Raw genomic sequence first — 22,689 nt, forward strand, 5'->3', positions numbered from 1 at the left:
GCTCCTATGTAGCGACCGCGGCCAAGCACGGCATCGGTATGTTCGACGCCCTGGTCCACCTGGCCGAGGGCCGGTGCTGGATGCCCGAAACCGTCTGATCCTTCTCCGGGACACCTGAACAGTCACCAGTACCCCTGCTGACATTTTCTGGCCGGAGCCGGACGCATTCCTGAGGGGGAACTGATCAATCCTTATACTCCTTTTTCATGGTGCGGTGATCGCACCATTGACCATGATTCCCTATCAGGTCGCCCTCAAGAACGCGCCCTCAAGGGTGCAGAGAGGAATACGCGTGGAGAGAACGAGTTCTCTGTCCCGTATCGCAAAGACGGTCGCCGTTGGCGTCGCAACCCTCGCTGGTGTCGCCGTGCTGGCGCTCCCGGCCCAGGCCTCCGAGCTGAGCACTCCGAACGCCGACTCGGACGGTGTCACCGTGCTGGCCGGACCCGGGGTCCACGGCGGCTTCGCCCTCTGATCCGGACGAAGCCCTGAACGGCGGGCCGCGGAGTCCGCCCCCCAGCGCGATCCGCGGCCCGCCATGGCGTTGGGGGCGGCATCGGTCCGCCCCCAACACGTGCGTTCCGGCAGAACCTAGCGCTGGTCGTTCTGCTCGGTCACCAGCTTCCCGCCGTCGTCCTTGGTGATGGTGAAGGCGTCGACAGTCTCGCCTGCGGCGGTGGTGGCCTCGTATTCCAGCGTGGATCCGTCCACCGAGACCGTCTGGTAGGTCTGGGTGTCGGTCACCTGGACCCGGGCCTCGGCGCCGTTGTCGGTCCAGTTCTCGTCGGTGGCGTCGTACATCTTGGGGCCGGCCACCGAGACCACGTAGACCGGGCCGGTGTGGGCATCGGGGTTCTCAGTGCGGTTCTCGACCAGGTTGCCGCGGCTGTAGGAGTGGTCGTGGCCCTGCAGCACCAGGTCGACGTCGTAGTCCTCAAGGGTGTCCAGCCAGGCGTCGCGCAGCGGCTCGTTGTCGCGTCCGGGGCTGTTGGAGAAGAGGGGGTGGTGGAAGGTGACCACGGTCCACTCGTGGGGGTTGTCCTCCAGGGTCTGGGCGAGCCAGTCCTGCTGGAGCTCCAGCCACGCGTCGGTGTCGTCGATGTCGGCGTCACGGTAGTTGGAGCTGAGGCTGATGTAGCGCACACCCTGGTAGTCCGTGGAGTACACGGTCTCGTTCAGGTCGGTTCCCTCCTCGGGGCCGTTGCCCGCGCCCGGGAACTGCAGGGGCCAGTGCCCGCTGAGGGCGTTGTCGGCGTACTCGTGGTTGCCCGCTGCGGCCACGTGGTTGATGCCGCCGGTGGCCTCCGGGCCGAAGGCGTCGTACCACTCGCCCCATTCGGAGTCGTCGTTGGCGTGGTCGATGAGATCGCCGGCGTGTACGGCCAGCTCCGCGCCGGGCTCGGCCTCCAAAGCGGCTTGGACGACGGGGGCGGCGTGCTCGGTGATGTCGTTCTGGATGTCGCCGAAGTAGAGGAAGTCGTAGGGCGCGGCTTCGGTGTCGGCGGTGGTGAAGGTCTGCCAGGGACTCGGCTCGCCCTCGCTGGGGACGATCCGGTACCGGTACTCGGTGTCGGCCTCCAGCTCGGTGAGGGTGACACGGTAGTAGTGGTGGTCCGCGGCCTCCCCGGTGGACTCGGCCGGGATCTGCTCGACCTCGTCCGTGCCACCCGCCGGGGAGATCTCCAGCTGGGCGTCCTCGTCAGCGTCGGCGGAACGCCACGTCACGTGCTGGGACGCGGCGGGGTCGTCGGTGGGGGAGAGCAGGATGCGCTCGGGGCCGGACTCCGCCAGAGCGGGAGTGGGCAGAGTCAGGGCGGGGGCCGCGGCGAGAGCGCCGAGGGCCAGGAAGGTGAGGCTGCGGTGTGCCGTGGAACGGGCGGTGACCGACATGGCCGATCTGCTTTCCGTGTGAGGTTCGGGGCACGGCGAACCTAACCAAGGCAAAACAACGCGCTGTGAATGCACCATAGCCGGGGGTGTGTGGCTGGTGAACGTGGGAGTAAGCGGGGCAGGACCCTGGGAACGCGCTGGGGCGCCTACTTGGGGAGTGCCTGGGTGCGCATCTGGGGCGGGACCTACGGGGCGGGGTCAGGAGTCGGGTTCCGCGTGGATCCTGGAGACCTTGCGTGCTTCCTTCTGGGCGGCGGCCACGGAGTCCGTGACCTCGGGAGGGAGATGGGCGCTGTCGGCGGGCAGGTCGACCGTGATCGGACGGTGCTCAGCCGCGCGGTTCCACCGGTCCAGCAGGCCTTGGGCGTGCTCGACCCGTTCGGCGTAGGCGTGGAGCGCGGCGGCCTGTTCCTCGGCCCGGCCCCTGATCCGCTGAAAGACCTCCGCCGCCTGCTCGTACGCCCTCCGGTCCAGATCGCCCCCGGTGTAGGGGAGGGCCGTCTGAGCGAGGTCCCGCTCAGCCGCCGAAACGCGGTACAGGTCGCAGGCGATCCGCCACTCGAGCCCGCACAGCAGTGACGTGTTCCGCGTGGCCTTCATCAGGTGGCCGGAGCGGTGCAGCGGAGTTCCGAGGATGGTGTCGACCGCGTGCTGGGCGCGGCGCAGTGTGGGGCGGTCCCGGGGTGCGAGCATGTCCACCGTGATGTAGTCCCGGCCGCAGGAATCCCGGAGGATCTCCATGTGCCTCCAATGTTTCTGCTCCCTGGAGTCCAGCGTGAGGTAGTAGGTGAACACCGTCGCGAAAACGATGACGGCAGCTGGAACCACCGCCGCCGAGATCGTGGGGCCGACCAGGAGACTGACGAAAAGGAAGAATATTCCCGCAGCCGCGAAGCACCCCGCGGAGGGCCTGGACCTCTCTCGCGGCCCCAGGCCCTCAGTACTGGGCTGGACCTGCGGTCTCGGAACAACGAACCCTGGTCGTGCAGTCTCGCGGTCGGGCATGGGACCCCTTCGGGTGTTTCTTCCCAGCTCGGCTGGAGCGGCAGCTTTCGCTAAACTACTCCCGGGCAATTTGCGGCATGCATCTGAAGTGGACATTATTCCGGACTGCCGCGCCCAGCGAATAAAGTGCGAGTTTGATTCTCGCAATTGATAGTTTTGCTGGTTTTTGGCCAGGATTTCTTGACCGCTCTTCGGTCGGCTGGGCCCAGCCCAGTGCTCTACTCCGCGCCCTCGTACCCCTGGTTCTCGGTGAGGAGCTTGCCGCGCGTGTAGCCCCCGTGGAGGGCGTAGAACAGGTGGAACCGGCAGACCACGAACCCGCCCACGTTGGACGCGCCGCAGTGCAGCTCCACACCGTCCGTCACACGAGCGACCACGGCGTCGCACTCGTCGTTTCCCAGCTCATCCCGGGGTATCGCCCGGCACTCCGAGCGATCCGGGGCCGGTCCGTGGATGAGGTCCTCGACCTCTTGGTGGGTCATTTCGCTCCTGGACTGGGGCGCGACGGTGGGGCTTCCGGCTGCGGCGCGGGAGAACGCCGTCGGACACCCCCAGCCTAGAAAGTGCCGACCTTCGATGTGCGCGTTTTGCGGAATTCCGGCCGCGGTGACGTGCGGTGTCCCCGCTGCCGGTGCCCCTGTGCCGAAAGCAGGGGCACCGGGGCCGGCGTCGGGTCACCCGGGTTTGCGGAGTTGGGTGACGCAGTCGCGGTACTTGTCGACGGTGTACTGGTCCTCGGAACCCCACGACGTGCGCTGGTTCACCACCTGGAGGCCCGCTGCGCCGACCCAGCGGGCGAAGGCCTCGGGAGAGACGTCGGAGCGGTTGCCGTCGTCGCGCCAGCGGCGCTGGCTCAGCCACCGTTGGGCGACCTTGCCGACCCGGCCGGTGCGCCGGGTGAGCGGGGAGAGCCGCAGTGTCCAGTCCGGTTTGCCCGCGTGGTGGATGACCGCGGTGGCGCCGGGAGCCATGACCCGGCTCATCTCGCTGAGGTAGCCGCAGATGACGTCCGGGTCCAAGTGCACGAAGACGTCGAAGGACCAGACGAACTCGATCGAGGAATCCTGGACCGGGTCCATCGAGTATCCGTGGGTGTGGTGGATGTTGAGCTCCGGCCGGTCGGCGAAGCGCTCGCGGCACCGGTCGAGGCAGCTCTCGTTGACGTCCACGATCCAGACCTTGGGGGAGTGCTCCAGGAGGTGCTCGGTCCAGCGGCCGTGGCCCGGGCCGATCTCGAGGGTGTCGCCCCGGGCGGCCCAGGGAGCCAGCAATGTGTCGACGAGGGACCCCTTCCACTCCGGGTAGGGCTGACGGCAGTGTGCGGCCATGAAGGCCCATTCGTCACCGCTCTGCTCCCAGGAGTGCGTTTTCCCCCAGGTTTTCCGGTTCCACTCGACAGTGGGCATTTCTCCACATCCTCCTGAATAAAGGCGCTTTCTGGGTCCTGTCCGGGATGGCGAAGGGCCAGATGAAAGCCTATCCCGACACGAGTGACCTGCCGTTTTCGGGGCGGGTGAAATGCGATTTCTGTGCAGTTTATCTATCTGGTCCGCCAGTGGTCGTGCGGCGCCAGGTGTGCGGGCTGCTCGCCGGTGCGTCATCGCTCCAGGTCGTCGTGCACAGTGACTGCGGCGATACTGAGCGTCGCGCGGCCGAGACCGTCCGGTTCCGTCCTGTAGTCCTGTGTGCTCGGGACGTTCGGGGGTAATTCCGTCAATATTCCCACTCGGAGTTCTTCCGAAACCCGCGCAATAACGACGACCAGGTGAAGAATTCCAATGCGAATATCGGCTTGCGAAATGTGGACCTTTGTGGATATCTTGTCCGAGGAGGGTGGGCCGTGCAGTAGGTCGGGAGCCCGCCCGGGGAAGGGAAGCATGGACAACGGCGAGTACTAGGCGGCCATGTGCGGGGCGCCCGGGGCGTGTGGCACCCCGGGCGCGTACTGCGGACTCTAACCGTCGTTTTCCATGACCGTACTTTCGTTGCCGTCCGAATATGGGATTCAGGCTTCGCTTGGCCAGATCCACGAGATTCCGTACCGCAGGCTCGGCGTGATGTGCTCATGCTCGAAGATGCGGTAGAGGTACCGTCCCTCGTCCAGTAGCTGCAGGTGGCGACCTTCGTGGGCCGGTGGCTCGATCTCACCCTCGACATCCCGGGATGACTGGAACCACCAGGCCCTGGCCGGCTTATGAGAGTCGTGAAACCTGAGATGGAACTCGATTCTCCTCGTGAAACCCGACCTCGGCCTCCATGTGACCACCGGTCTACACCGGGTGTCACTGTTGATGGACACCCGTGTAGCGAAAGCGTAGATACCGTCTGCCGGATCAAGATCACGGTGGATGCGGAGTTTCGCGATGAAGTCGCCGCTCACCGTTTCGGCCTGCGAATCCACAAGGCAACCATACAGGCTCTCGACGCGGATCAACCCGGATTTGTTCTCGTTGAAATAACGGTGTGTCACGGTGAGCTCGGGGTTTGTCACGGATGATGTCGCCCTCACCCATCTGTGCACGTCCTGGGAGGTCATGACCCCGGTCGGGGAGAAGCTGCACGTCTGTGAGATGGCCTCCACCGCGAGTTCGCCCTGGGGTGCGATCGGGCGGAGCGGCCAATCCCGTTGGGGGGCCTCGGACGTGGTGTCCCGGTGTTCGTCCAGGTAGCGCGCTACCAGGGCGATCGCGCGGTTCTCTCGCCGCTCCATCGTGCGGGCGCTGTCGACGTGGAGCTGGCGTAGTTCCGGGTCGTGGGCGTGTTTCAGGTCCTCGTTGTAGTTCCTTCGACGGTCCGTCAGCGCGCGCTGCTGGTAGCGCAGGTCCAGTCGGAGTGCGACCAGCAGGGAGTCCCGGTACTTGGGGTCATTGATGGCCTCGATCAGGTTCGTGATCTCCATGATGATGAGATCATCGGTCACCTTTTCGCCCTTGGACTCGACTCTTCGTCTCATAATGCGGTCGAGTTGAGCATTCTCGGCCAACCGGTCCACGGTGCACCCGATACCCCGCCTGAGTTCACGGAAAGCCCGAACGTACTCTCGCTGTGCCTGGGGGGCTTCGTCGTTCACCAGGTGTACCCTCCGCGTCCCCTGGGTCCCCTGAACGTCCACTGAAAGTCCTCAAATTGGACATTTCCAAGAGGAAATCCAGATTCTAACCTGAGGATGGGCCGCGGGAGAAGGCCCGGCGCAGAACGTTTCTTTCGTCGCTGAGGCGAGAGACTGGCAAGTTTCGGATGAGATATCGTCGGGCTCCGCCAGCGGGCGGGCCCGGCAGACGAAGGATCATCGGAGGTCGGTGCCGTGAACGCCACCATCATCCTGGTCGTCGCGACCGCCATCACGTTCTTCCTGGTCGGAACGGTGATCGTCGCCATCTTCGCGATGGCTGCCCTGTCCTACAACCAGAACCGCATGCAGCGGAAGCTGCGCCACTGGCAGGACGAAGTGGTCCGCCTCAACCGCGAACCCCAGGGCGGGCAGGACCAGTGGTCCCGCTTGTTCGAGCCGGCTGACTGATGCAGACCGGGGCGGATGCGTGCGTTCGCGGGGGCGCGCACATCCGCCCCTCCGGGATTGAGCAGCCCTACGTGGCGCGGGCGCGTCACGAATTCGGGCGCCCGCTACACCCCGGCTCGCTGGTGCCGGACGGCACCGCCGCGCAGGACCGTGCGCACGGCCCGCTCCGGCTCCGCGAGCAGCGACAGGTCGGTAAGCGGATCCCCGTCGACCACGATGAGGTCCGCACGCGCCCCCTCGCGCAACGTGCCCGCCCTACCCTCCAGGCCAAGGAGGCGGGCCGCCTCAGACGTGGCGGAGCGGATCACGTCGGCGGTGGGCTGCACCTGCCCGCGAATGGCGAACTCCGCACTCTGGTGTTCCTGCATACCGCCGAGGAGATCGGTCCCGAACACCAGTCGCACACCGCCCTCGTGGGCCATGCGCAGCGCGTCCAAGCCCCGGTCGAGCACGGTGTCCACCTTTGCCTGGCTCTCCGCGGGCAGACCGTTGCGGGCACCCTGCCGGGAAAGCTCCCGGTAGGTCACCAAGGTGGGGACCAGGAACGCGTCGTGTTCGCGGAAGAGCTCGACACTGCTTTCGTCGATGAGGTTTCCGTGCTCGATGCAGCGCACGCCCAACCGCAGTCCTCGGTTGACGGCGCGGGCCGTGTAGGCGTGTCCGGTGACGTACCGGTTGGCGGCCTCCGCCTCCTCCACCACGGCGCTCAGCTCGTCCACCGAGGACTGGGTGGAGTCGATCCGGTCGGTGGGCGAGGCCACCCCGCCGGAGAGCATCACCTTGACGTGGTGGGCGCCGGTCCGGAGCTGCTCGCGCGCGGCCCGGCGGAACTCGACCGGGCCGTCGCAGACCAGTCCCGCGCCTGGGCAACAGCCGTGCTGGTCGGTGCCGTGGCGCCCGCGCGGGCGGAAGTCGCCGTGCCCGCCGGTCTGGGAGAGGGCCTTGCCGCCGAAGATCAGTTCGGGGCCGTCCAGGAGGCCCTCGTCGACGGCCTGGGCCAGGCCCCAGTCGGCCCCGCCCACGTCCCGCACGGTCGTGAAGCCTCGGGTGAGCATGGCTGACAGGGAGTTGGCGGCGAAAGCGGTGATGTACGAGGGGGAGTGGTCTGCTGCGGCGCCGAGGTCGGCGCTGAAGGCGGTCACGTGGACGTGGGCGTCGATGAGTCCCGGCATGAGTGTGGCACCGGCGAGGTCGACGGTCTCGGCCGCGCTGTCGGCGGGCGGCGCTCCGCTGCCCCGGGCCGCGATCTCCCCGTCACGGACGAGGAGCCAGGAGTCCGGGGTGGAGGTGCCGGTCTCCGGGTCGAGGAGCCGGGCGCCGGTGAAGCGGACGGGTCGGGCGGGCTGGGTCATGGGGATCCTCCGAAGGGTCCGGGGCGAGGACGGTCCGCACCCCACGTGTGCAATATATGTTGCATATCAGTTCCGCTCACGGAGCGGGGGTGGTATCGCTGAGAGGGGCGGGGCGGGTGGTCCGGCGCGCTCGGACGGAGACGGAGGCGCGGATGTCCGACTGGATCGAGGAGGCCTTGGCGGGAGGGCGCCTGGGCAAGGCGTCCGAACGGGTGGTCCGCGTCCTGCGCGATGAGCCGCGATTCTCCTCCTACGCCTCCACCGCCGAAGTCGCCGAGCGCGCCGAGGTGAACGTCGCCACCGTCGTGCGCGTCGCGCAGCAGCTGGGGTACTCGGGCTGGCCCGCGCTGCGTGTGGAGCTCCGCTCCCGCTACCTGGCCTCCCTCAGTGCCGGGGAGGTCCTGGCCGAACACGCCGGGTCCGACGCCGACCCGGTGAGCGCCGCGGTGCGCTCGGACCGCGAGAGCCTGAGGCTGCTGGAGCAGACCCTCGACACGGAGCGGGTCCGGGCGGTGGCGGCCGCGATCCACTCCGCGGGCCGCACCCTGGTTCTGGGGTCGGGGACCTTCGCTGCCCCGGGGATCCAGCTCTCGCACGCCGCCGGGACCATGGGCTACGACGTGCGGGTGCGTGACACCGACGGAACGGCGCTCACCAACGAGCTCGCCCGGATGGGGCCGGACGACCTCGTGGTGGTGTGCGACCTGTGGATGCTGCCGCTGGCGCTGCGGCGTGCCGCCGGCATCGCGGCCCAGCGGGCGGTGCCGATCGCCGTCATCACCGACCGCCGGGACTCCCCGCTGGTGGACCTGGCGTCGGAGGTGGTGGTCGTGCCCAGCGAGGGGGTGGGGATGTTCCCGTCCCTGGCCGCGGCGATGACGGTGGTACACGCTGTGCTGGCCGATCTGGCCAGGGTGGGGGGCGAGCGGGCCCTGGATGCGGTGCACGAGGCCGAGCGGCTCTGGCGGTCCGCAGAGCTGTTCTGACCGGGGAGTCGGAGCGGCCCTTGTGGCGGGATCCGGGCTCTGCGCTGGGGCCGACGGTGCGGTCGATGGAGTGATCGGCGCCGTGCGGCAGGTTGTGCGACGAGTTTTTGGAGTGATCTGGATCACTTGATGCAATAGATATTGCATTTTCTGTCGGGTGGCTGCTTTCATCTGTGCCCAGGCCCTTGCCACCCCACTACGTCCCTGCTGAGGCGGCCCATGCAAACGACCCACCTCGTCATTCTCGGTCTCTACCTGCTGGCCATGGTCGGGATCGGCCTGTACTTCTCGCGCTCCGCCAAGGTGCGCAGCGGCGACGACTTCCTCTTCGCCGGCCGTAGCCTGCCCACCCCGGTCATGATCGCGACCCTTCTGGTCACCTGGGTCGGATCGGGCACCATCATCGGCGGCGCGAACTTCGCCTACACCTACGGCCCGATCGCCGGAATGGTGTTCTTCGCGGGCACACCCCTGGGCATCCTGGTCCTGCTGTTCGCGGCCAGGCGCATCCGCCGGGCCGCGCGGCACACCATCCCCGAACTGCTGGAGGTCCGCTTCGGAACGGGGGTGCGCACGGTCGCCGCGGTCGTCACCACCATCGCCTACGTCGGCCTGGTCGCATCCCAGTTCGTCGGAGGCGGTTACGTCGTCGCGCTCACCACGCCCCTGACCCCCACGCAGGGAACGCTGCTCGTCGCGCTGGTAGTGACCGTGCTGACCGTGACCGGAGGTCTCTTCTCGGTGGCCTACACCGACTTCGTCTCCGCGATCCTCATCCTCGGCGCGCTCATCGTGTCCGTGCCGATCGTGTTCGCCGCCATCGGCGGACCCACCGCCTACTGGGAAGGGCTGCCCGAGGTGGCCACCACCCCGTCAGGCGGACTCAGCCCCCTGCAGCTGCTCGGCTTCTTCCTGCCGCTGTTCCTGCTCCTGCTGGCCGACCAGAACCTCTACCAGCGCCTGGCCGCGGCCAAGGACGAACGCAGCGCCCGCATGTCGACACTCGGCATGCTGGTCTCCTGCTTCTTCGTCTTCGTCCCCGTGATCCTGCTGGCCACCGCCGCGGCCGTCATCATGCCCGGAATCAACGGCGACGAGTCCGTGCTGCGGTTGGCTTCGGAGGGGCACCTTCCGTCGGCACTCGGCGGGCTGCTCCTGGCCGGAGCGGTCGCGTTCGTCATCACCACGGGGTCCTCGTTCATGCTCTCCGCGGCTTCCAACGTCGCCTTCGACCTCTTCGCGCGCTTCGGCCGCGGAAGAGGTGTGGACGGAGGGACCGGGCAAGGCGCCGAACCGGGCGGCGACCGGGGCACACTCGTCGTGCAGCGCGTTGCCGTCGTGGCCATCGCGTTCATCGCCGTCGGCCTGGGGCTGTACTTCCCCACCGTCCTCGACCTGCAGATGTACTCCTACACGATCTACGGGGCGGCGATCACCCCGGCCGTGTTCGCGGTGCTGTTCTGGCGGCGGGCCACCACCGCCGGGGCGGTCGCCGCACTGGTCGTCGGTGCGGCGTTCACCATCGGCTGGGAGATGATCGGTGCCCCCGGTGACCTGAACGGGGTCATCGTGGCCCTGCCCGCCGCCGTTCTGGCCCTGGTCGTCGCGAGCCTGCTCACCAAGGCGCCGGACCCCCGGACCCTGGAGGCGGTCGGCGTGGACTGACACCGCACCGAGCGGCCCCCGGAGGTCCGCGGAGAAGCCCTACCGGGGGTCCGGTTCGGGGTCGTGGGAGGGCTCGTGCTGCTGGCCGCCGCGGCTGACCACCAAGCTGGCGACGGTGACCACGACCAGAATGCCCAGGACGATACCCAGGGACACCAACTCGGGCGGGGAGCTCACCGGAAGGTCGGTGGTGTACTCCATGGCGTGCAGGATCAGGGTTACCCCGATGTACGACAGGATCAGCGCCAGGCCCTTGTTCAGGTACACCAGGCGGTCGAGCAGGCCGCCGATGAGGAAGTACAGCTGGCGCAGGCCCATCAGGGCGAAGGCGTTGGCGGTGAAGACCAGGTACGGCTCCTGGGTGATACCGAAGATCGCCGGGATGGAGTCCAGGGCGAAGACGATGTCGGCCATGCCGATGGCGATGACCACCAGCAGCATCGGGGTGATGTAGCGCTTGCCCTCCAACCGGACGGTCATCCGGGCGCCGTGGTAGCGATCGGTGGTGGGCAGCACACGCCGCACCCTGCGCACCAGCGCGTTCTCCTTGTACTCGGCGTGGCCGACATCGTGGTCGGAGGAGACCAACAGCTTGATCGCGGTGATGAGCAGGATGGCGCCGAACAGGTAGAAGACGCCGACATAGGCCTCGACCGCCGCCGCGCCCGCCACGATGAACAGGGCGCGGAAGAACAGTGCCAGGCCGATCCCGATGAGCAGGACCCTCTGCTGGTGCTCCGGCGGCACCTGGAACGAGCCGATGATCAGGATCAGGACGAACAGGTTGTCGATACTCAGCGAGTACTCGACGACCCAACCGGTGTAGAACGCGATGCTGTGTTCGGCCCCCGCGGTGAAGGCCAGGGCGGCGCCGAACGCCACGGCCAGCACCGCGTAGAAGCTGACCCACAGTGCAGCCTCACGGGTCGAGGGCTTGCGTGGATTGCGTGCCACGATCACGAAGTCGACGCAGATGAGGGTGACGATCACGACGACGGTCGTGATCCACAGCCACAGAGGGACGTTCACGGGGCTGTACTCCTTGTGAGGGTGCTTGGTTGGGGGACCAGGAGGCCCCGGGGGTCGCTCGGGTGGTGGGGGTGGGTGGGGAACGAGCGGGGAAGGAGAGGACCGCACGACTCTGGTGCGACGACTGCTCCCCCCCCACGGAACCCTCTCCCGTAACGCCTAGCAACTCGGCGTCCCACCACGCCACCCGTGTGCCACAAGTGGCCACCGGTATCACTGTGGTCCGCGCCGCTGACCGGTTTCGCCAGTTCGCGGGCTGCCAGACCGAAAACTCGCCGGTTTCGCGTTTCGTCCCCAACGGGATTCTGGGTACGAATCCTGTGGATGGAGATCGCAGCCCCATACGGAAAGGCCCTGCCAATCCCTCGCCCGCGTCCCGCACCCGATGACGGTCCGCCTCCCCGGTGGCTTCCGCCACCAGGACCGCGGCGTCCGGGACGTGCGGCCTGAGAACCGCGTGCCCCTGAACCGGATACCGGTGCCGTAACGGTCGAACGGCCGCGTTGGATCCCCTCGTCCGACGCGGTCGGTCGTGCGCTGTGGCGGTGCCCAGTCCGGTACGGCGGGGCGGGGCGGGCTCAGCCATGCCCGGCGTCGGTGCCCAGGACGGCCAGGATATCGCCGTCGCCGCGGTCGGTGAGGTGCCGCTGGACCTGTGTGCGAGAGGACTGGGAAGCCAGGCCGACCGCATCGGCCAGGGCGGCGAGCGGATCGGGCGTGGGGTCGGCGATCCCGGCCAAACGCAGGGCACGGCCCAAGACCCCGTCCGTGGCCGGCTCGGCGGGGGACAGGACCCGGCAGCGCACCTCGCCCTCGGTGATGGTGAGGAAGGCGAGGTCGCCCTGCGCGGCGTTCTCACGTAGGAGCAGGGCCCGGATCGAACTCATGAGCGGCTGGTTCTTCCAGGTCACGGTGGTCTCGCGCCCGTCGATCCGCACCGGCATCCGCACGCCCGGGTACATGCCCACGTTGGCGGCGAAACCGCTGGGGACGGGGAATCCCGACCCGCGCAGGTGTTCGGCGTTCAGGTCAAGGCGCAGCCACCAGGTGCCCTCGCTGTCGCGGAAGCACCGGCGGGTCCGCTCCACCCCGCGACGGGGGCGGTACGAGGTGTTGGTGGCTGGATCCGGGCCGTCGAGGACCGCGACCCAGCCGGTGCGCGGCCGGTCGAACTCGCTGCCCGCCGCCAGGGAGCGCACGGAACCCTCGGTCACCTCGAACCGGCCGGAGATGAGCTCGGCGAGTTCGGTCACGCGCATCTCACCGCCTGCCCGCTCGAGTTCGCGGCGCATCGTCGCCTCGACGCCCAGGTACTCCTCGCCGCCCCAAGAACGCAGCCCGAACACGCGGCGGTCCCGCCGCATGAGCCGGGCGTCGTTGTGGATCCGGTCGCGGAAACCGGCCTCGTTGAAGTCCCCGCCGATGTGCGAGACCAGTTCGTCGACGTGCAGAGGGCGTTCCAAGGCGGACAGGACCGCGTAGGCCTTGTCGGGGAGGCTGCGCCCCCAGTGGACGAGGCTGTCCGCCACGACGTGGGCGTGCGGCTGGGACTCCAGCCAGGCACGGGCGTGCCGGGGGACGACCCCGCACTCGCGGGCCAGTTCCAGGGCCTCGGAGAGAGGGAGTGCGGTCTTGGACTCCAACAGGTCCGTCAACCGTTCGGCGAGGTCGTGGACGTCCCCGGTCAGCAGCCAGTCCTCGTTCACGCGGTGCTCGGGGAGCAGAGCGAGGACGATCTGACCGAGGGGGACGCCGAGGGAGGGCACGGCAACGGAGTGTTCGGGGTGCGAGGACCAGAAGGTCTCCACCGGTGCGGCGGCGCCGAGTCCCTCGGCGACGGCGGCGACGTGGCCCCCCAGTCGCGCACCGGAGGGTGACTCGGACCAGGCGTGCAGGTCCTGCACGACCTGGCGGTGGATCTGGCGGATCCGCTCCCGGGTCACCCCGAAGTCCGCGCCGATCGTGTCCAGGGTGTCGGGGGAGTCGGTGAAGACCCGGCGGGAGGAGACGGCCCGGCGCCGCTCGCCGAGGTCGGCGAACCAGGCGTCGACCGAGGAGAGGAGAAGATCGCGACCGGATCGACCGTCACCCGCCGCCGAGTACTCCCGGTGCCCGGGGCTTTCCAGGTCGAGGGCTGTGGCCGGAAGGGACGGCGCGGGAGGTTCGTGCGGATGCTCCTGGGGGATCCTGCCCAGGGCGGTGCGGAAGGCGTCCCGGATCCGTCCCAGGGCGGGGCCGTCGCCGAGATCGTCGGCGAGTGACCCCAGCGGGGCCGCCAGGAAAAGGTGTCCCGCCGAGCCCTCCTCGCCGCCCTCGGACCCCGATACGTACAGGGCGGGCATGACCTCGCCGAGCGCCTGCCCCGACCAGCGCGCGAGCGCGAGGTCGGCCAGCCCGGAGGCGATGTGGTCGGCGCCGACCCGGCCCAGGGCGAGGGGCAGGCGCAGCTTGCGCCACCACTCGTCCGGCAGTATCGGGTGGGCGAGTGCTCCGGCGGCCAGGTCGTCACAGGTCCGGTCGAGGGCGGGGACGAGTTCGGTGAGCCGGAAGTCGACAGGCCGGGGCACGGAGGGGCCTCCCACGTTGTGGAACGGGATCGGTTCCCACGTTAGAGGTGGTCGCTGACAGTTCGCCTTCGTTTTTCGGTTCAGGTTCGGTTGCGGTGAACACCGGTGTGGTCGAGGTGGAGTACGTGCTCCCGGATCCGGTCCCGGTCTTCGGGGAACGCGCCGTCCCAGGGGGCCGCTAGCGGAAACCACGCGGTCGGCTGTCCGGACTCTCCGGACAGGGGGAGTGAGCGGTCGACGATCGTGGTGTAGGCCAGTCCCAGAGTGGGATCCCAGTCCGCGCGGTAGGAGCGCACGCACGCTACCGCCGGTAAGGTCGACGGCTCCGCGGGCAGGCCGGTCTCCTCGTGGAACTCCCGGGCGGCCGCTTCGCGCGGAGTCTCCCCGGGGTCGACGGAGCCGCCGGGACAGACCCAGCCGCGCCAGCGGTGCCGGACCAGCAGCACGTGTTCGAGGTCGCGGTCCAACGCCCAGACCTCCGCTGAAACCGGGTTGAGGGTGCCCTCGAGAGCCCTGACCAGCCACGTGCGCGCGTCGTCGAACTCTCTCCGTGCCTGGCCCGTTGCGGCCAGTACCGCATCGGCGGAGCGCTGTGCCAGGGGGTCGCGTCGCATACGCGGCACCCTATCCCGGTGGGTGACTCTGGCTCTGGGCTGGTTTCCCCTCTTTCCCCTCACCCGGACCGTGGGGTGGCGGACAGCCGCCACAATGGTGGGATGTCGAAGCACAGCCCGCGTACCCGGCCGTCCCGTTCCAGCGCCGCGTCCTGTCCCTGCGGCAGGCCGAAGGGGTTCGATGACTGCTGCGGCCGACTGCACGACGGTTCCGCCAAGGCGGTCACCGCCGAGGACCTGATGCGTTCGCGCTACAGCGCCTTCGCGGTAGGTGACGAGGCCTACCTCCTCCGCTCCTGGCACCCCTCGACGCGGCCAGCCGATGTGGGCTTGGACCCCGCGACGGAGTGGGTGCGCCTGGAGATCGAGCGCACGAGTGAAGGCACGCCTTTCCACAACGAGGGAACGGTCGAGTTCCGCGCGGTCTTCCGTGAACGGGGCCGCGAAGGTGAACTCCGCGAGCACAGCCGGTTCCTGCGCCACGAGGGTGCCTGGACCTACCTTGACGCACTCGACTAGCGAACCGGTGCCCGGCCACCGCCGGGGCTGACAGCGGGGGTCGGACCGCTCTGTTCCCGTGGCCGGGGACAGGTGGTGTGCCGGGCGCGGGCACACTCGAATCGGGCGAAGGGGACCATCGGGAATCTACGTCGTAAAGATGCGCGGTTGAATCTCATGCAACAGTTTCATCGCCGACCCGTCGAGAACACGTCAAGGGACCACCGGATCGTTCGGAACGGGCCCAGGAGCGGGGAAAACTGGGCCCCACAACCAACATGCCACGAACGCCGCGATCCCGCTGAAGGCCTGTGGACAACCCGCCGCGGCGGTGTTCGGGGCCGGTCGCCGGGATGTCCCGTGGTCTACCGGGTACTGACGGTCCGCTGAACCCGGTAGGAAGGACTCGGGAACACCGCCGAACGGACACGGAGCCACCCATATGGACCCCCGCAACCTCAGCCCCATGGAACAGGGCGAGTGCATCCAGGACCTCGCCCGGTCCCTGGTATCGGCTGTACCGGAGGGCTGGCAGCAGCTCACGTATCTGGCCCGGCCGATCGGCGCCCTCGACGACGGCATGCTGGCAGTGCAGGGGGCGGACGGCCAGGTCCGGCAGATCCAGGTGCCAGACGACGTCCCCGGCAAGGTGGACGTCCTCAAGCAGGCGGGCTTTCAAGAGGGCAAGGGCACCTGGCTCTCGATGCTCGTCTCGGTCCACCACTCCGGCCAGATGAACGTCGAGTACAACCACGACACCCAGCCCGAGATCTCGCCCGAGCCGAACCCGCTGGTCTACCTGCAGGAGATGCGGCGCTTCCCCCGCGCGGACGACCAGATCCCGGACTGGATGCGCTCCCGGTTGCACCAGGCCCAGCAGATGGACGAGGGGAGGATGGCCGCGGACTTCGGTGCCGCGCTGGTGGAGGCCTGCGCCCGCGAGGGCCTGCACGCCGAGTACCTCCGGCCGACCGGACTGCGGGTGTCCGTCCCCGGTGCTGGCGTCCTTCTGGAGAGCGGCCTAGCCGAGACCTTCGACAACGCGATCGTCTCCCCGGAGGACCGGCGGCAAGGGCTTGCCGCCCACTTCGCGGGTTTCATGGCCCGCAACGCCCGGGAGCGCGGCCTCCTGGGGGGAACCCCGGGTGCCCAACCCCAGGGCGGTCAGGGCCAGCCGTCCCCCGAGCCCCAAGCTCAGGGTGGTGCGGGCCAGCAGATCTCCGGCACCCAGGGGCCGGAGGGCCCCGGTGACCCCGTGGCCCACGCCCTGGTGGCGGCCTTCCGGGAGGCCGGGGTCGAGGCCGCGTTCCAGGACGCGAACACCCTCGTCATCCAGCTCACCGACGGCAACAGCGCCAGCACGGATATCAGCGGCTTCCGCTCCGCGCTGGACGCAGCCACCCCCGAACAGATCGCCCAGCACGCGTCAGGTTTCTCCCGTTCTGCCCTGGATCAGCTCGCGCAGGCCACACAGGACAGCGCGGCCCAGCCCGCCGGGCAGCTCAGGGTCCGGCTCTACCCCGTCAACGCCTTCCCCGAGGGCGTGATGGAACAGCTGGTGACCCGGGAGGTCGCCCCGGGGCTGTGGCAGACCGTGGTCATCGACAGCCCCGACTCACTCCAGCCCCTGCCGCGCGCGGCCCACGAGCAGTCGGGGCGCCCTGACGGCCAGGTCTTCGCCGAGGCAGTGAGCGGCGCGCTGAGCGAGCCCGTGGAGGTGAGCGAACACGAGTACAACGGCGCCAAGGTCATGCACATCGGCGGTCAGCACCCCTACGTGGCTGCCCACGCCCACGCCCTGGACCGCTACCTGGGCGAGTCGCCCTACGGTGCCATCGTGGCCTTTCCCGTGCCCGAAGTGATTCTCGCCCACCCGCTCGGCCAGGGGCACCCGGTCGCGGCGATGGACCATATGCAGCAGGTCGCCGAGCGCTTCGCAGCCGACGCCGAGAAGCCGATCAGTGCTCAGCTGTACTGGTGGCACCCGAACTCGCGCGGGCGCGGCCAAGGGGAGCCGCTGGACCTGCGTGCCGTGGGCGTCACGCTCGACCACGAGGCCAAGTCGGTCTCGCTGCACACCGCGGACGAGGAGTTCGGCCCGATGCTGACTTCCCTGGCCCAGCGCGGCTGAGCACGGGATCCAGCGCGGCTGACCGGGGCGCATCCCGGCGCGGTCGGGTGCGGGCCGCCCGACGCGGTCAGCTGCGCTCAGGACTCGTGGCGCAGCCGTGCGGCCAGATCGCGCGCCTTGGCGGCGGTGGCGGGATCGGGGTGCTGCCGACCCAGGGCATCCAGGACGGGTAGGGCGTCGGGGTGGGTGCGCAGCCGGAGGTGGTCGGGGGCGTCCAGAACGGTCTGTTCGACGTCGGGGGTGCCCTCCGAGGAGAGGAAGTCGGCCAGGTCGGCGTTGTCCGGGGCCATCCCCGCGGCGACCATGTCGATGACCACCCAGGGGCCGTGTTCGCTGAGGAGCCGGTCGATGCCGCGTTGGCTGAGCATCCCGGAGGAGAGCAGGACGACCGCCGCCATGCTGGCCACGGCGGGCAGGGGCGAGTGCAGCAGGGAACGCAGGTCCGGTTCGAGTTCGGAACTGGTCGTGTTGAGGACCTGGGCGCCCACCCAGCGGCGCAGGGCCAGGCCCGGGCCGGAGACCACCGCGGAGATCTGGCGTAGGGCCTCGGGGGGACCGCGCAGGTCGAGCCACGGGCCGGCCTCGGCGAGCCGTTCCTCGAAGGGGAGGACGGACAGGGCGTCCAGGAAACGGGCGGCGCCGGTCTCGGCGAGGGTGTCCACGAGCGGGGCGTGGATCCCCACTTCGAGGAGGAGCCTGCGGACCCCGTAGCGGCCCAGTGCGGTGAGCTCGGCGGTGCAGCGGTCGTGGCCGTCCCGCGCCGGTGTGCTGGACGGGTGGTGGTCCAGGGCGACGGCGCCGGTGTCGGAGAGCTGCCACAGCACGTGCAGCAGATAGTCGGTGACGCGGGGTGCGGCTGGGTCGGGTGAGGTGAGGGCCTCCGGCGCGAGGGTGTCGAGGCTGGGCCGGGCGCCGTCGGGGGCCTCGTAGAGATAGCGCAGGACACCGGGGAGGAGGTCGGGTCCTGTGGTGCCGGGGGTGGGGTTTTCGGGGTGGTCGAGGTCGCCGCGGGCGTTCTCGATGGTGTGCTCGAACTCCCGGAACCACCAGTTCAGGACCTGGTGCGAGTCGCGTACCCGCTGTTCCAGGTCGGGGACGGGGCGTGCCTCGGAGGAGTCGATCTCGATGAGTCCCAGGCGCAGGGCGGTGGACCAGGGGACGACGAAGTGGGCGACGTCGGTGGCGGAGTGCAGGCCGCCGAGCCACGTGGTGCGCTCGGCGGCCCGCCCTGGCAGGTCGTGCGGCCACAGGGAGAATCTGGTGATCGCGGTGCGCGCGTCGTCGATGCCGGGCACCCCGTGGTGGGTGACCGGTGTGCCCGGTGCGCTCCAGCGGGCCAGGCTGAGGGCGTCGCAGAGCAGTGGGGTGTCCAGAGCCATGCGGGCGAGGGCGTCGACGGGGAGCAGTGACACGGGCCTGGCGGAGAGGGGTGGGTGCTCCGGGTTCGACGGGTCTTGAGAGGGCACGTCCGCTCCCGGTTTCTCTTCTGGGGTAGTGCTTGAACACCTCTTCTATCGCCCTGGCGCGGGGTGGCGGGACGGTTTCGCGCAGATTGGTACGAAGCCGGGAGCGGGGCTTTACGGATGTGCCTCGGGTCCCGTGGGGGCCGGGGGCGGCTCGGGGCGTTCGGCGGCCCTGTGGACAGCGCGTGCACCTTGTGCGCGGGTGTCTAGAGTGAACACATGGATCGTCGTGCAGCGTTGGAGTCCCATATCCGCTCGATGCCTCCGGAGCGGATCGCCGACCTGCTCGCTTCCCTCTCGGAGGGGGCGGTCAGGTTTGACTGGGCTACACCTGAGACCGTCGTGGACCTGCTTTCCTTCGTGGCTTTCCGTCCCCTCGTCTTCGAGCGGCTCACTCTGGCGGAGCAGCAGCTCATCTACGCGGTGGTCGGGGTGGCGGAGGACCACAGGGATCTGCGCTTGGAGTTCGGCGATATGCCTCCCCGGCAGCTGCCCGGAGGGCATTTCCTCATGACCGGTGGCAGTTTGGGCCCGGTGAGCCATGAGGACGTCCTGGCGGGCGTGGGTGCCGACCGGCCGGGGCTCGCGCGGGTCCGGGCCGAGGAGGCGATCGAGGTTCTGACCGGCCTGGCGATCCTGTGGCCGGACGGTAAGGGCGGGTACCACTTGCACGATGACGCCGCGTACCAGTTCGGTGTGCCCGCGGCGCCGCCCGAGCTCGAGCAGGGCCTGGACGAGTTCGACTTTCCCAGTCTGCGCAGGGTCGCCCTGACTCTGGGGCTGGACCCCACCGGGGACTGGATGGCCCTCCACACCGCGGTCAGGCGGTTCCTGAGCACCCCGGACCGGGTCGAGAAGGTGCTGCGCAGTGCCTCGCACGACGTGTGGCACCGCTTGATGGGATTCGCGTTCCTGGGGTCAGAAGTGGAGGCCTCCGACCTGTACGGCAACGGTGACCGCCTGCAGATCCCCGTGGACGGATCGGAGGACCCGGAGATCGACTGGATGGTCGAGCGCGGCCTGCTGGTGCCCTGGGAGGCGGCCAGCCGCATGATGCAGATGCCGAGGGAGGTGGCGCTGGCCATCCGGAGCGCCCACCCCTGGCCGTTCAGCACGGCCCCGCAGGCGGTGGTGGGCGTTCCGCTGGACGAGATGCTGCGCTATGGGGAGGAGGGCCTGGCCGAGGGTTCGCGTTGGGCCCTGACCGCTCTGGCCGGGGCGGACACCAGGCTGTTGGCCGCGTTCGCGGAGCGGCCGCCGCGCCTGCGCAAGGACGGGCTGCTGATGGTGCGGGAGCGCCAGCGGCTCACCGAGGCGGCGGGTGGGAACGCGGACCTGGCCCGGGTGTGGGTGGAGGCGGGGGCGGTGCTCGGGCTTTTGGCCGCCGAAGGGGACCGGGTCGGGCTTTCCGATCAGGCCGACGTCTGGTCGGCCTACTCCACGGAGGTCAGGTTGGCGTCGCTGGTCGAGGCTTGGTCCCGGTTGGCGGACGCCGCGTTGTGGTGGCCGGCCCCGGAGGATCCTTTCCCCGGTGGTCACGCGCGGGAGCCGCGGGGCGCTCGAGTGCGGTGGGCGTTGGCCCGTGCGTTGAGGGACCTGCCGTGGGGGACCAGTACCGGGGTGATCGGAGAGCGCCTGGTGCAGGAGCGCGCGGCGGGGATGGAACTGCGGTCGGGCGCTTCGTGGCTGGTGGCGGCGGCCCAGTGGTACCAGCCGATGGTCGAGGCCGAAACGGATGCGGTGGACCGGGTCCTGCGGGCGCTGTGTGAGGCGGAGGAGCTGGGGCTGGTCTTCTCCGGTGCGGCCACTGAGGCCGGCTGGGCGCTGTCGACGCACCTGCGCGAGGGGGTCCCGGACGGGACCCCTGCCGGTTCCGGGTCGCTCGCCGCGGTGCGGGCCACACTGGGGCTGGTTCCGGACGGTGCCGACCGGAAGGGGGCGGACGCGGTGGCCATGGTGGGGCCTGAAGAGGCGCGGCACCGAAAGCTGGTCGAGGTGGCGCGGAGGCTGTTCGAGGGTTCGTGGGACTGAGGTCGGTTTCTCGGTGGCGGCATGATGATCCTCACCGTGATTTCCGGTGGTCGCGGTGTGTGGCCCCGGACTTGGGGGGAAGGCGCCTCGGGACGGTGTGGACTTGGCGGAGCGTGAAGGTGCCAACCGCAGTGCTTCCCGCGGTTGCGCCGATTCCCTACCTGTTTCCGGGGTGTTTGTGCTTCCCTGATGCTGCATCAGGTGTTCATCACGGAACGTCGGCAAAGGGTGTCTTTGCCACTTCATCACCGTGTGTAGGATTCCCCGAGCGTTCGCGTTAGTTGAGCCACTTCCGTTCGCGATCTACCTCCCAGCCACAGCCCCTGTGCAAGCGCGCGTTCCGCGCAGCGTCGCCGTGCCGCAGTGCGCGCACGGGGGCACACCTATGCCCCGGCACCTGCGGGTGTGCATGGGCACACCTGTGCCGCCGCACGACCGCGGGACCGTATTGAGAGGTAGAAATGTCCCCTGACACCGTTGGCCTCGCGCTCCTCCTTCTGGGGGTGTTGCTGCTGGTCTCGAAGCTTGTACGGGTCAAGTGGAAGCTGACGCAGAAGCTGTACCTGCCCAGCTCGATCATCGGTGGCGGTATCGCGCTGCTGTTGGGTCCTGACGTCTTCGGCTGGGTCATGGGACTGCTCGCCGACCGGGGTATCGCGGTCGACTTCGCGGAGCGGGCCGCCGAGGGCGGGCTCTTCGGGGTCGACATCATGTCGGTCTGGGCCGCGCTGCCCGGTCTGCTCATCTCGGTGGTCTTCGCCAGCCTCTTCCTGGGCAAACGGATGCCCAAGATGCGCGAAGCGGTCGATCTGGCCGGACCCAACCTGTCCTTCGGCATCACCGTGGCCAGCGGACAGTACGTCATCGGTCTGCTGCTGGCCCTGCTGGTCCTGGCCCCGTTCTTCAACGTCCCGGTGATCTCCGGCGCGCTCATCGAGATCGGCTTCCTCGGGGGCCACGGCACCGCAGCCGGGCTGGGCAACACCTTCGAGCAGGTCGGCTGGGCCGAGGGGCAGGACCTGGCCCTGGGCATGGCCACCATCGGACTGCTCTCCGGTGTGATCATCGGCATCATCCTCATCAACTGGGGGGTGCGCCGTAACAAGACCTCCGTCATCTCCGCCGACAACAAGGGCACCGCTCGTGAGCAGGCCGGCCTGGTCGAGCGTGAGAACCGCACCTCCGGTTCGACCATGACGGTCCACCCCTCGTCGATGGACCCGCTGACCCTGCACTTCGGCCTGGTGGGCCTGGCGGTCATCATCGGGCAGCTGATCCTGTCCGCCCTGCAGTGGATCGAGCAGGTCGTGTGGGCCGACGCCATCGAGGTCATGGCCTACGTACCGCTGTTCCCGCTGGCCATGATCGGCGGCATCATCGTGCAGATGTTCATCGACCGGTTCGACAAGAACCACATCGTCGACGAGAAGTCGGTGGAGCGCATCCAGGGCCTGTCCCTGGACGTTCTGATCATCGCCGCCATGGCGACCCTGTCCCTGCAGGCCATCGCCGACAACATCGCCACGTTCGCGATCCTGTCCGTGTCGGGCATCCTGTGGTGCCTGTTCGCCTTCCTCGTTCTGGCTCCGCGGATCATGCCGAACTTCTGGTTCGAGCGCGGCATCGGTGAGTTCGGCCAGTCCCTCGGCGTGACCGCCACCGGCATGGTGCTGATGCGCGTGGTCGACCCCGAGGTCAAGACGCCCGCCTACCCGGCTTTCGGCTACAAGCAGCTGGTCTTCGAGCCGTTCTTCGGCGGTGGTCTGGTGACCGCGGCGGCCATCCCGCTGATCGTGAGCCCGCTGGTCGGACCGTGGGGCTTCCTGACCATCATGGCCGTGACCATGATGGCGTCCCTGTTCTTCGGGCTCGTGGTGCTGCGGCGCAGGCGGCGCAAGGCCGAACAGAGGCAGGAAGAGCGCGCTTCGGTCTCCTGAC

18 protein-coding genes are annotated in these 22,689 nt (G+C 68.9%); 8 read left to right on the top strand and 10 right to left on the bottom strand.

Annotated features, from left to right (window positions below):
- The first annotated feature begins 292 nt into the window (after positions 1-292).
- Positions 293-475: a hypothetical protein gene (locus ACYVDG_RS05135; protein WP_460747137.1), complete on the top strand. Its 183-nt coding sequence runs from the start codon at positions 293-295 to the stop codon at positions 473-475.
- Positions 476-591: 116 nt separating this feature from the next.
- On the opposite strand, the gene ACYVDG_RS05140 is transcribed toward ACYVDG_RS05135, so the two are convergent.
- From ACYVDG_RS05140 to ACYVDG_RS05160, 5 genes are all read right to left on the bottom strand, one after another.
- Positions 592-1,890 (bottom strand): purple acid phosphatase family protein, encoded by a 1,299-nt coding sequence (locus ACYVDG_RS05140; protein ID WP_460747138.1) that lies wholly within the window; start codon positions 1,888-1,890, stop codon positions 592-594.
- 198 nt (positions 1,891-2,088) lie between these two features.
- Entirely contained in the window at positions 2,089-2,718 is a 630-nt protein-coding gene (locus ACYVDG_RS05145) for a hypothetical protein (protein WP_460747140.1), read from the bottom strand.
- A 395-nt stretch (positions 2,719-3,113) separates the two neighbouring features.
- Positions 3,114-3,377, bottom strand: a complete 264-nt coding sequence (locus ACYVDG_RS05150; protein WP_460747142.1) for a hypothetical protein — start codon at positions 3,375-3,377, stop codon at positions 3,114-3,116.
- 192 nt (positions 3,378-3,569) lie between these two features.
- On the bottom strand, positions 3,570-4,301 hold the full coding sequence (locus ACYVDG_RS05155; RefSeq protein WP_460747143.1) for a class I SAM-dependent methyltransferase: 732 nt from the start codon (positions 4,299-4,301) through the stop codon (positions 3,570-3,572).
- A 599-nt stretch (positions 4,302-4,900) separates the two neighbouring features.
- Entirely contained in the window at positions 4,901-5,965 is a 1,065-nt protein-coding gene (locus tag ACYVDG_RS05160; RefSeq protein WP_460747145.1) for a hypothetical protein, read from the bottom strand.
- A gap of 234 nt (positions 5,966-6,199) precedes the next feature.
- Here ACYVDG_RS05160 and ACYVDG_RS05165 point away from each other — a divergent pair, with 234 nt between their 5' ends.
- Positions 6,200-6,415, top strand: coding sequence for a hypothetical protein (locus ACYVDG_RS05165; protein ID WP_460747146.1), 216 nt, complete (start codon positions 6,200-6,202; stop codon positions 6,413-6,415).
- A 104-nt stretch (positions 6,416-6,519) separates the two neighbouring features.
- Here the strand turns inward: ACYVDG_RS05165 and ACYVDG_RS05170 are convergent, their stop codons facing one another.
- The gene (locus ACYVDG_RS05170; RefSeq protein WP_460747148.1) at positions 6,520-7,767 is read right to left on the bottom strand and encodes a metal-dependent hydrolase family protein; all 1,248 of its coding nucleotides are present in this window, start codon (positions 7,765-7,767) and stop codon (positions 6,520-6,522) included.
- 152 nt (positions 7,768-7,919) lie between these two features.
- Here ACYVDG_RS05170 and ACYVDG_RS05175 point away from each other — a divergent pair, with 152 nt between their 5' ends.
- Both ACYVDG_RS05175 and ACYVDG_RS05180 read left to right on the top strand, forming a co-directional pair.
- Entirely contained in the window at positions 7,920-8,753 is an 834-nt protein-coding gene (locus tag ACYVDG_RS05175; RefSeq protein WP_460747149.1) for a MurR/RpiR family transcriptional regulator, read from the top strand.
- 219 nt (positions 8,754-8,972) lie between these two features.
- Positions 8,973-10,418, top strand: a complete 1,446-nt coding sequence (locus ACYVDG_RS05180; protein ID WP_460747150.1) for a sodium:solute symporter family protein — start codon at positions 8,973-8,975, stop codon at positions 10,416-10,418.
- Positions 10,419-10,457: 39 nt separating this feature from the next.
- Here the strand turns inward: ACYVDG_RS05180 and ACYVDG_RS05185 are convergent, their stop codons facing one another.
- From ACYVDG_RS05185 to ACYVDG_RS05195, 3 genes are all read right to left on the bottom strand, one after another.
- The gene (locus ACYVDG_RS05185) at positions 10,458-11,447 is read right to left on the bottom strand and encodes a TerC/Alx family metal homeostasis membrane protein (protein ID WP_460747152.1); all 990 of its coding nucleotides are present in this window, start codon (positions 11,445-11,447) and stop codon (positions 10,458-10,460) included.
- Between the two features lie 578 nt (positions 11,448-12,025).
- Positions 12,026-14,014 carry a sigma factor-like helix-turn-helix DNA-binding protein gene (locus ACYVDG_RS05190; protein WP_460747153.1) on the bottom strand — a complete coding sequence of 663 codons (1,989 nt, stop codon included), beginning with the start codon at positions 14,012-14,014 and terminating at the stop codon, positions 12,026-12,028.
- A gap of 80 nt (positions 14,015-14,094) precedes the next feature.
- Positions 14,095-14,628 carry an NUDIX domain-containing protein gene (locus ACYVDG_RS05195; protein WP_460747154.1) on the bottom strand — a complete coding sequence of 178 codons (534 nt, stop codon included), beginning with the start codon at positions 14,626-14,628 and terminating at the stop codon, positions 14,095-14,097.
- Positions 14,629-14,730: 102 nt separating this feature from the next.
- Between ACYVDG_RS05195 and ACYVDG_RS05200 the strand changes: the two genes are divergently transcribed.
- Positions 14,731-15,147, top strand: a complete 417-nt coding sequence (locus tag ACYVDG_RS05200; RefSeq protein WP_460747156.1) for a YchJ family protein — start codon at positions 14,731-14,733, stop codon at positions 15,145-15,147.
- Between the two features lie 421 nt (positions 15,148-15,568).
- A complete protein-coding gene (locus tag ACYVDG_RS05205; protein WP_460747158.1) occupies positions 15,569-17,257 on the top strand; it encodes a hypothetical protein in 1,689 nt (562 codons plus the stop codon).
- 77 nt (positions 17,258-17,334) lie between these two features.
- Here ACYVDG_RS05205 and ACYVDG_RS05210 read toward each other — a convergent pair whose 3' ends face one another.
- Complete coding sequence (locus tag ACYVDG_RS05210) at positions 17,335-18,723, bottom strand: hypothetical protein (RefSeq protein ID WP_460747159.1); 1,389 nt, start codon at positions 18,721-18,723, stop codon at positions 17,335-17,337.
- Positions 18,724-18,939: 216 nt separating this feature from the next.
- Between ACYVDG_RS05210 and ACYVDG_RS05215 the strand changes: the two genes are divergently transcribed.
- Together ACYVDG_RS05215 and ACYVDG_RS05220 are read left to right on the top strand one after the other, a co-directional pair.
- On the top strand, positions 18,940-20,751 hold the full coding sequence (locus ACYVDG_RS05215) for a serine/threonine-protein kinase (protein WP_460747160.1): 1,812 nt from the start codon (positions 18,940-18,942) through the stop codon (positions 20,749-20,751).
- Positions 20,752-21,212: 461 nt separating this feature from the next.
- Positions 21,213-22,688: a sodium/glutamate symporter gene (locus tag ACYVDG_RS05220; protein ID WP_460747161.1), complete on the top strand. Its 1,476-nt coding sequence runs from the start codon at positions 21,213-21,215 to the stop codon at positions 22,686-22,688.
- Position 22,689: the final 1 nt, after the last annotated feature.

This window comes from Nocardiopsis oceani, assembly GCF_054777395.1.

Coding starts and splice junctions, on each gene's coding strand:
- ACYVDG_RS05140 (WP_460747138.1), bottom strand. CDS start 1,890: ATGTCGGTCACCGCCCGTTCCACGGCACACCGCAGCCTCACCTTCCTG.
- ACYVDG_RS05150 (WP_460747142.1), bottom strand. CDS start 3,377: ATGACCCACCAAGAGGTCGAGGACCTCATCCACGGACCGGCCCCGGAT.
- ACYVDG_RS05155 (WP_460747143.1), bottom strand. CDS start 4,301: ATGCCCACTGTCGAGTGGAACCGGAAAACCTGGGGGAAAACGCACTCC.
- ACYVDG_RS05170 (WP_460747148.1), bottom strand. CDS start 7,767: ATGACCCAGCCCGCCCGACCCGTCCGCTTCACCGGCGCCCGGCTCCTC.
- ACYVDG_RS05175 (WP_460747149.1), top strand. CDS start 7,920: ATGTCCGACTGGATCGAGGAGGCCTTGGCGGGAGGGCGCCTGGGCAAG.
- ACYVDG_RS05180 (WP_460747150.1), top strand. CDS start 8,973: ATGCAAACGACCCACCTCGTCATTCTCGGTCTCTACCTGCTGGCCATG.
- ACYVDG_RS05195 (WP_460747154.1), bottom strand. CDS start 14,628: ATGCGACGCGACCCCCTGGCACAGCGCTCCGCCGATGCGGTACTGGCC.
- ACYVDG_RS05200 (WP_460747156.1), top strand. CDS start 14,731: ATGTCGAAGCACAGCCCGCGTACCCGGCCGTCCCGTTCCAGCGCCGCG.
- ACYVDG_RS05205 (WP_460747158.1), top strand. CDS start 15,569: ATGGACCCCCGCAACCTCAGCCCCATGGAACAGGGCGAGTGCATCCAG.
- ACYVDG_RS05215 (WP_460747160.1), top strand. CDS start 18,940: ATGGATCGTCGTGCAGCGTTGGAGTCCCATATCCGCTCGATGCCTCCG.
- ACYVDG_RS05220 (WP_460747161.1), top strand. CDS start 21,213: ATGTCCCCTGACACCGTTGGCCTCGCGCTCCTCCTTCTGGGGGTGTTG.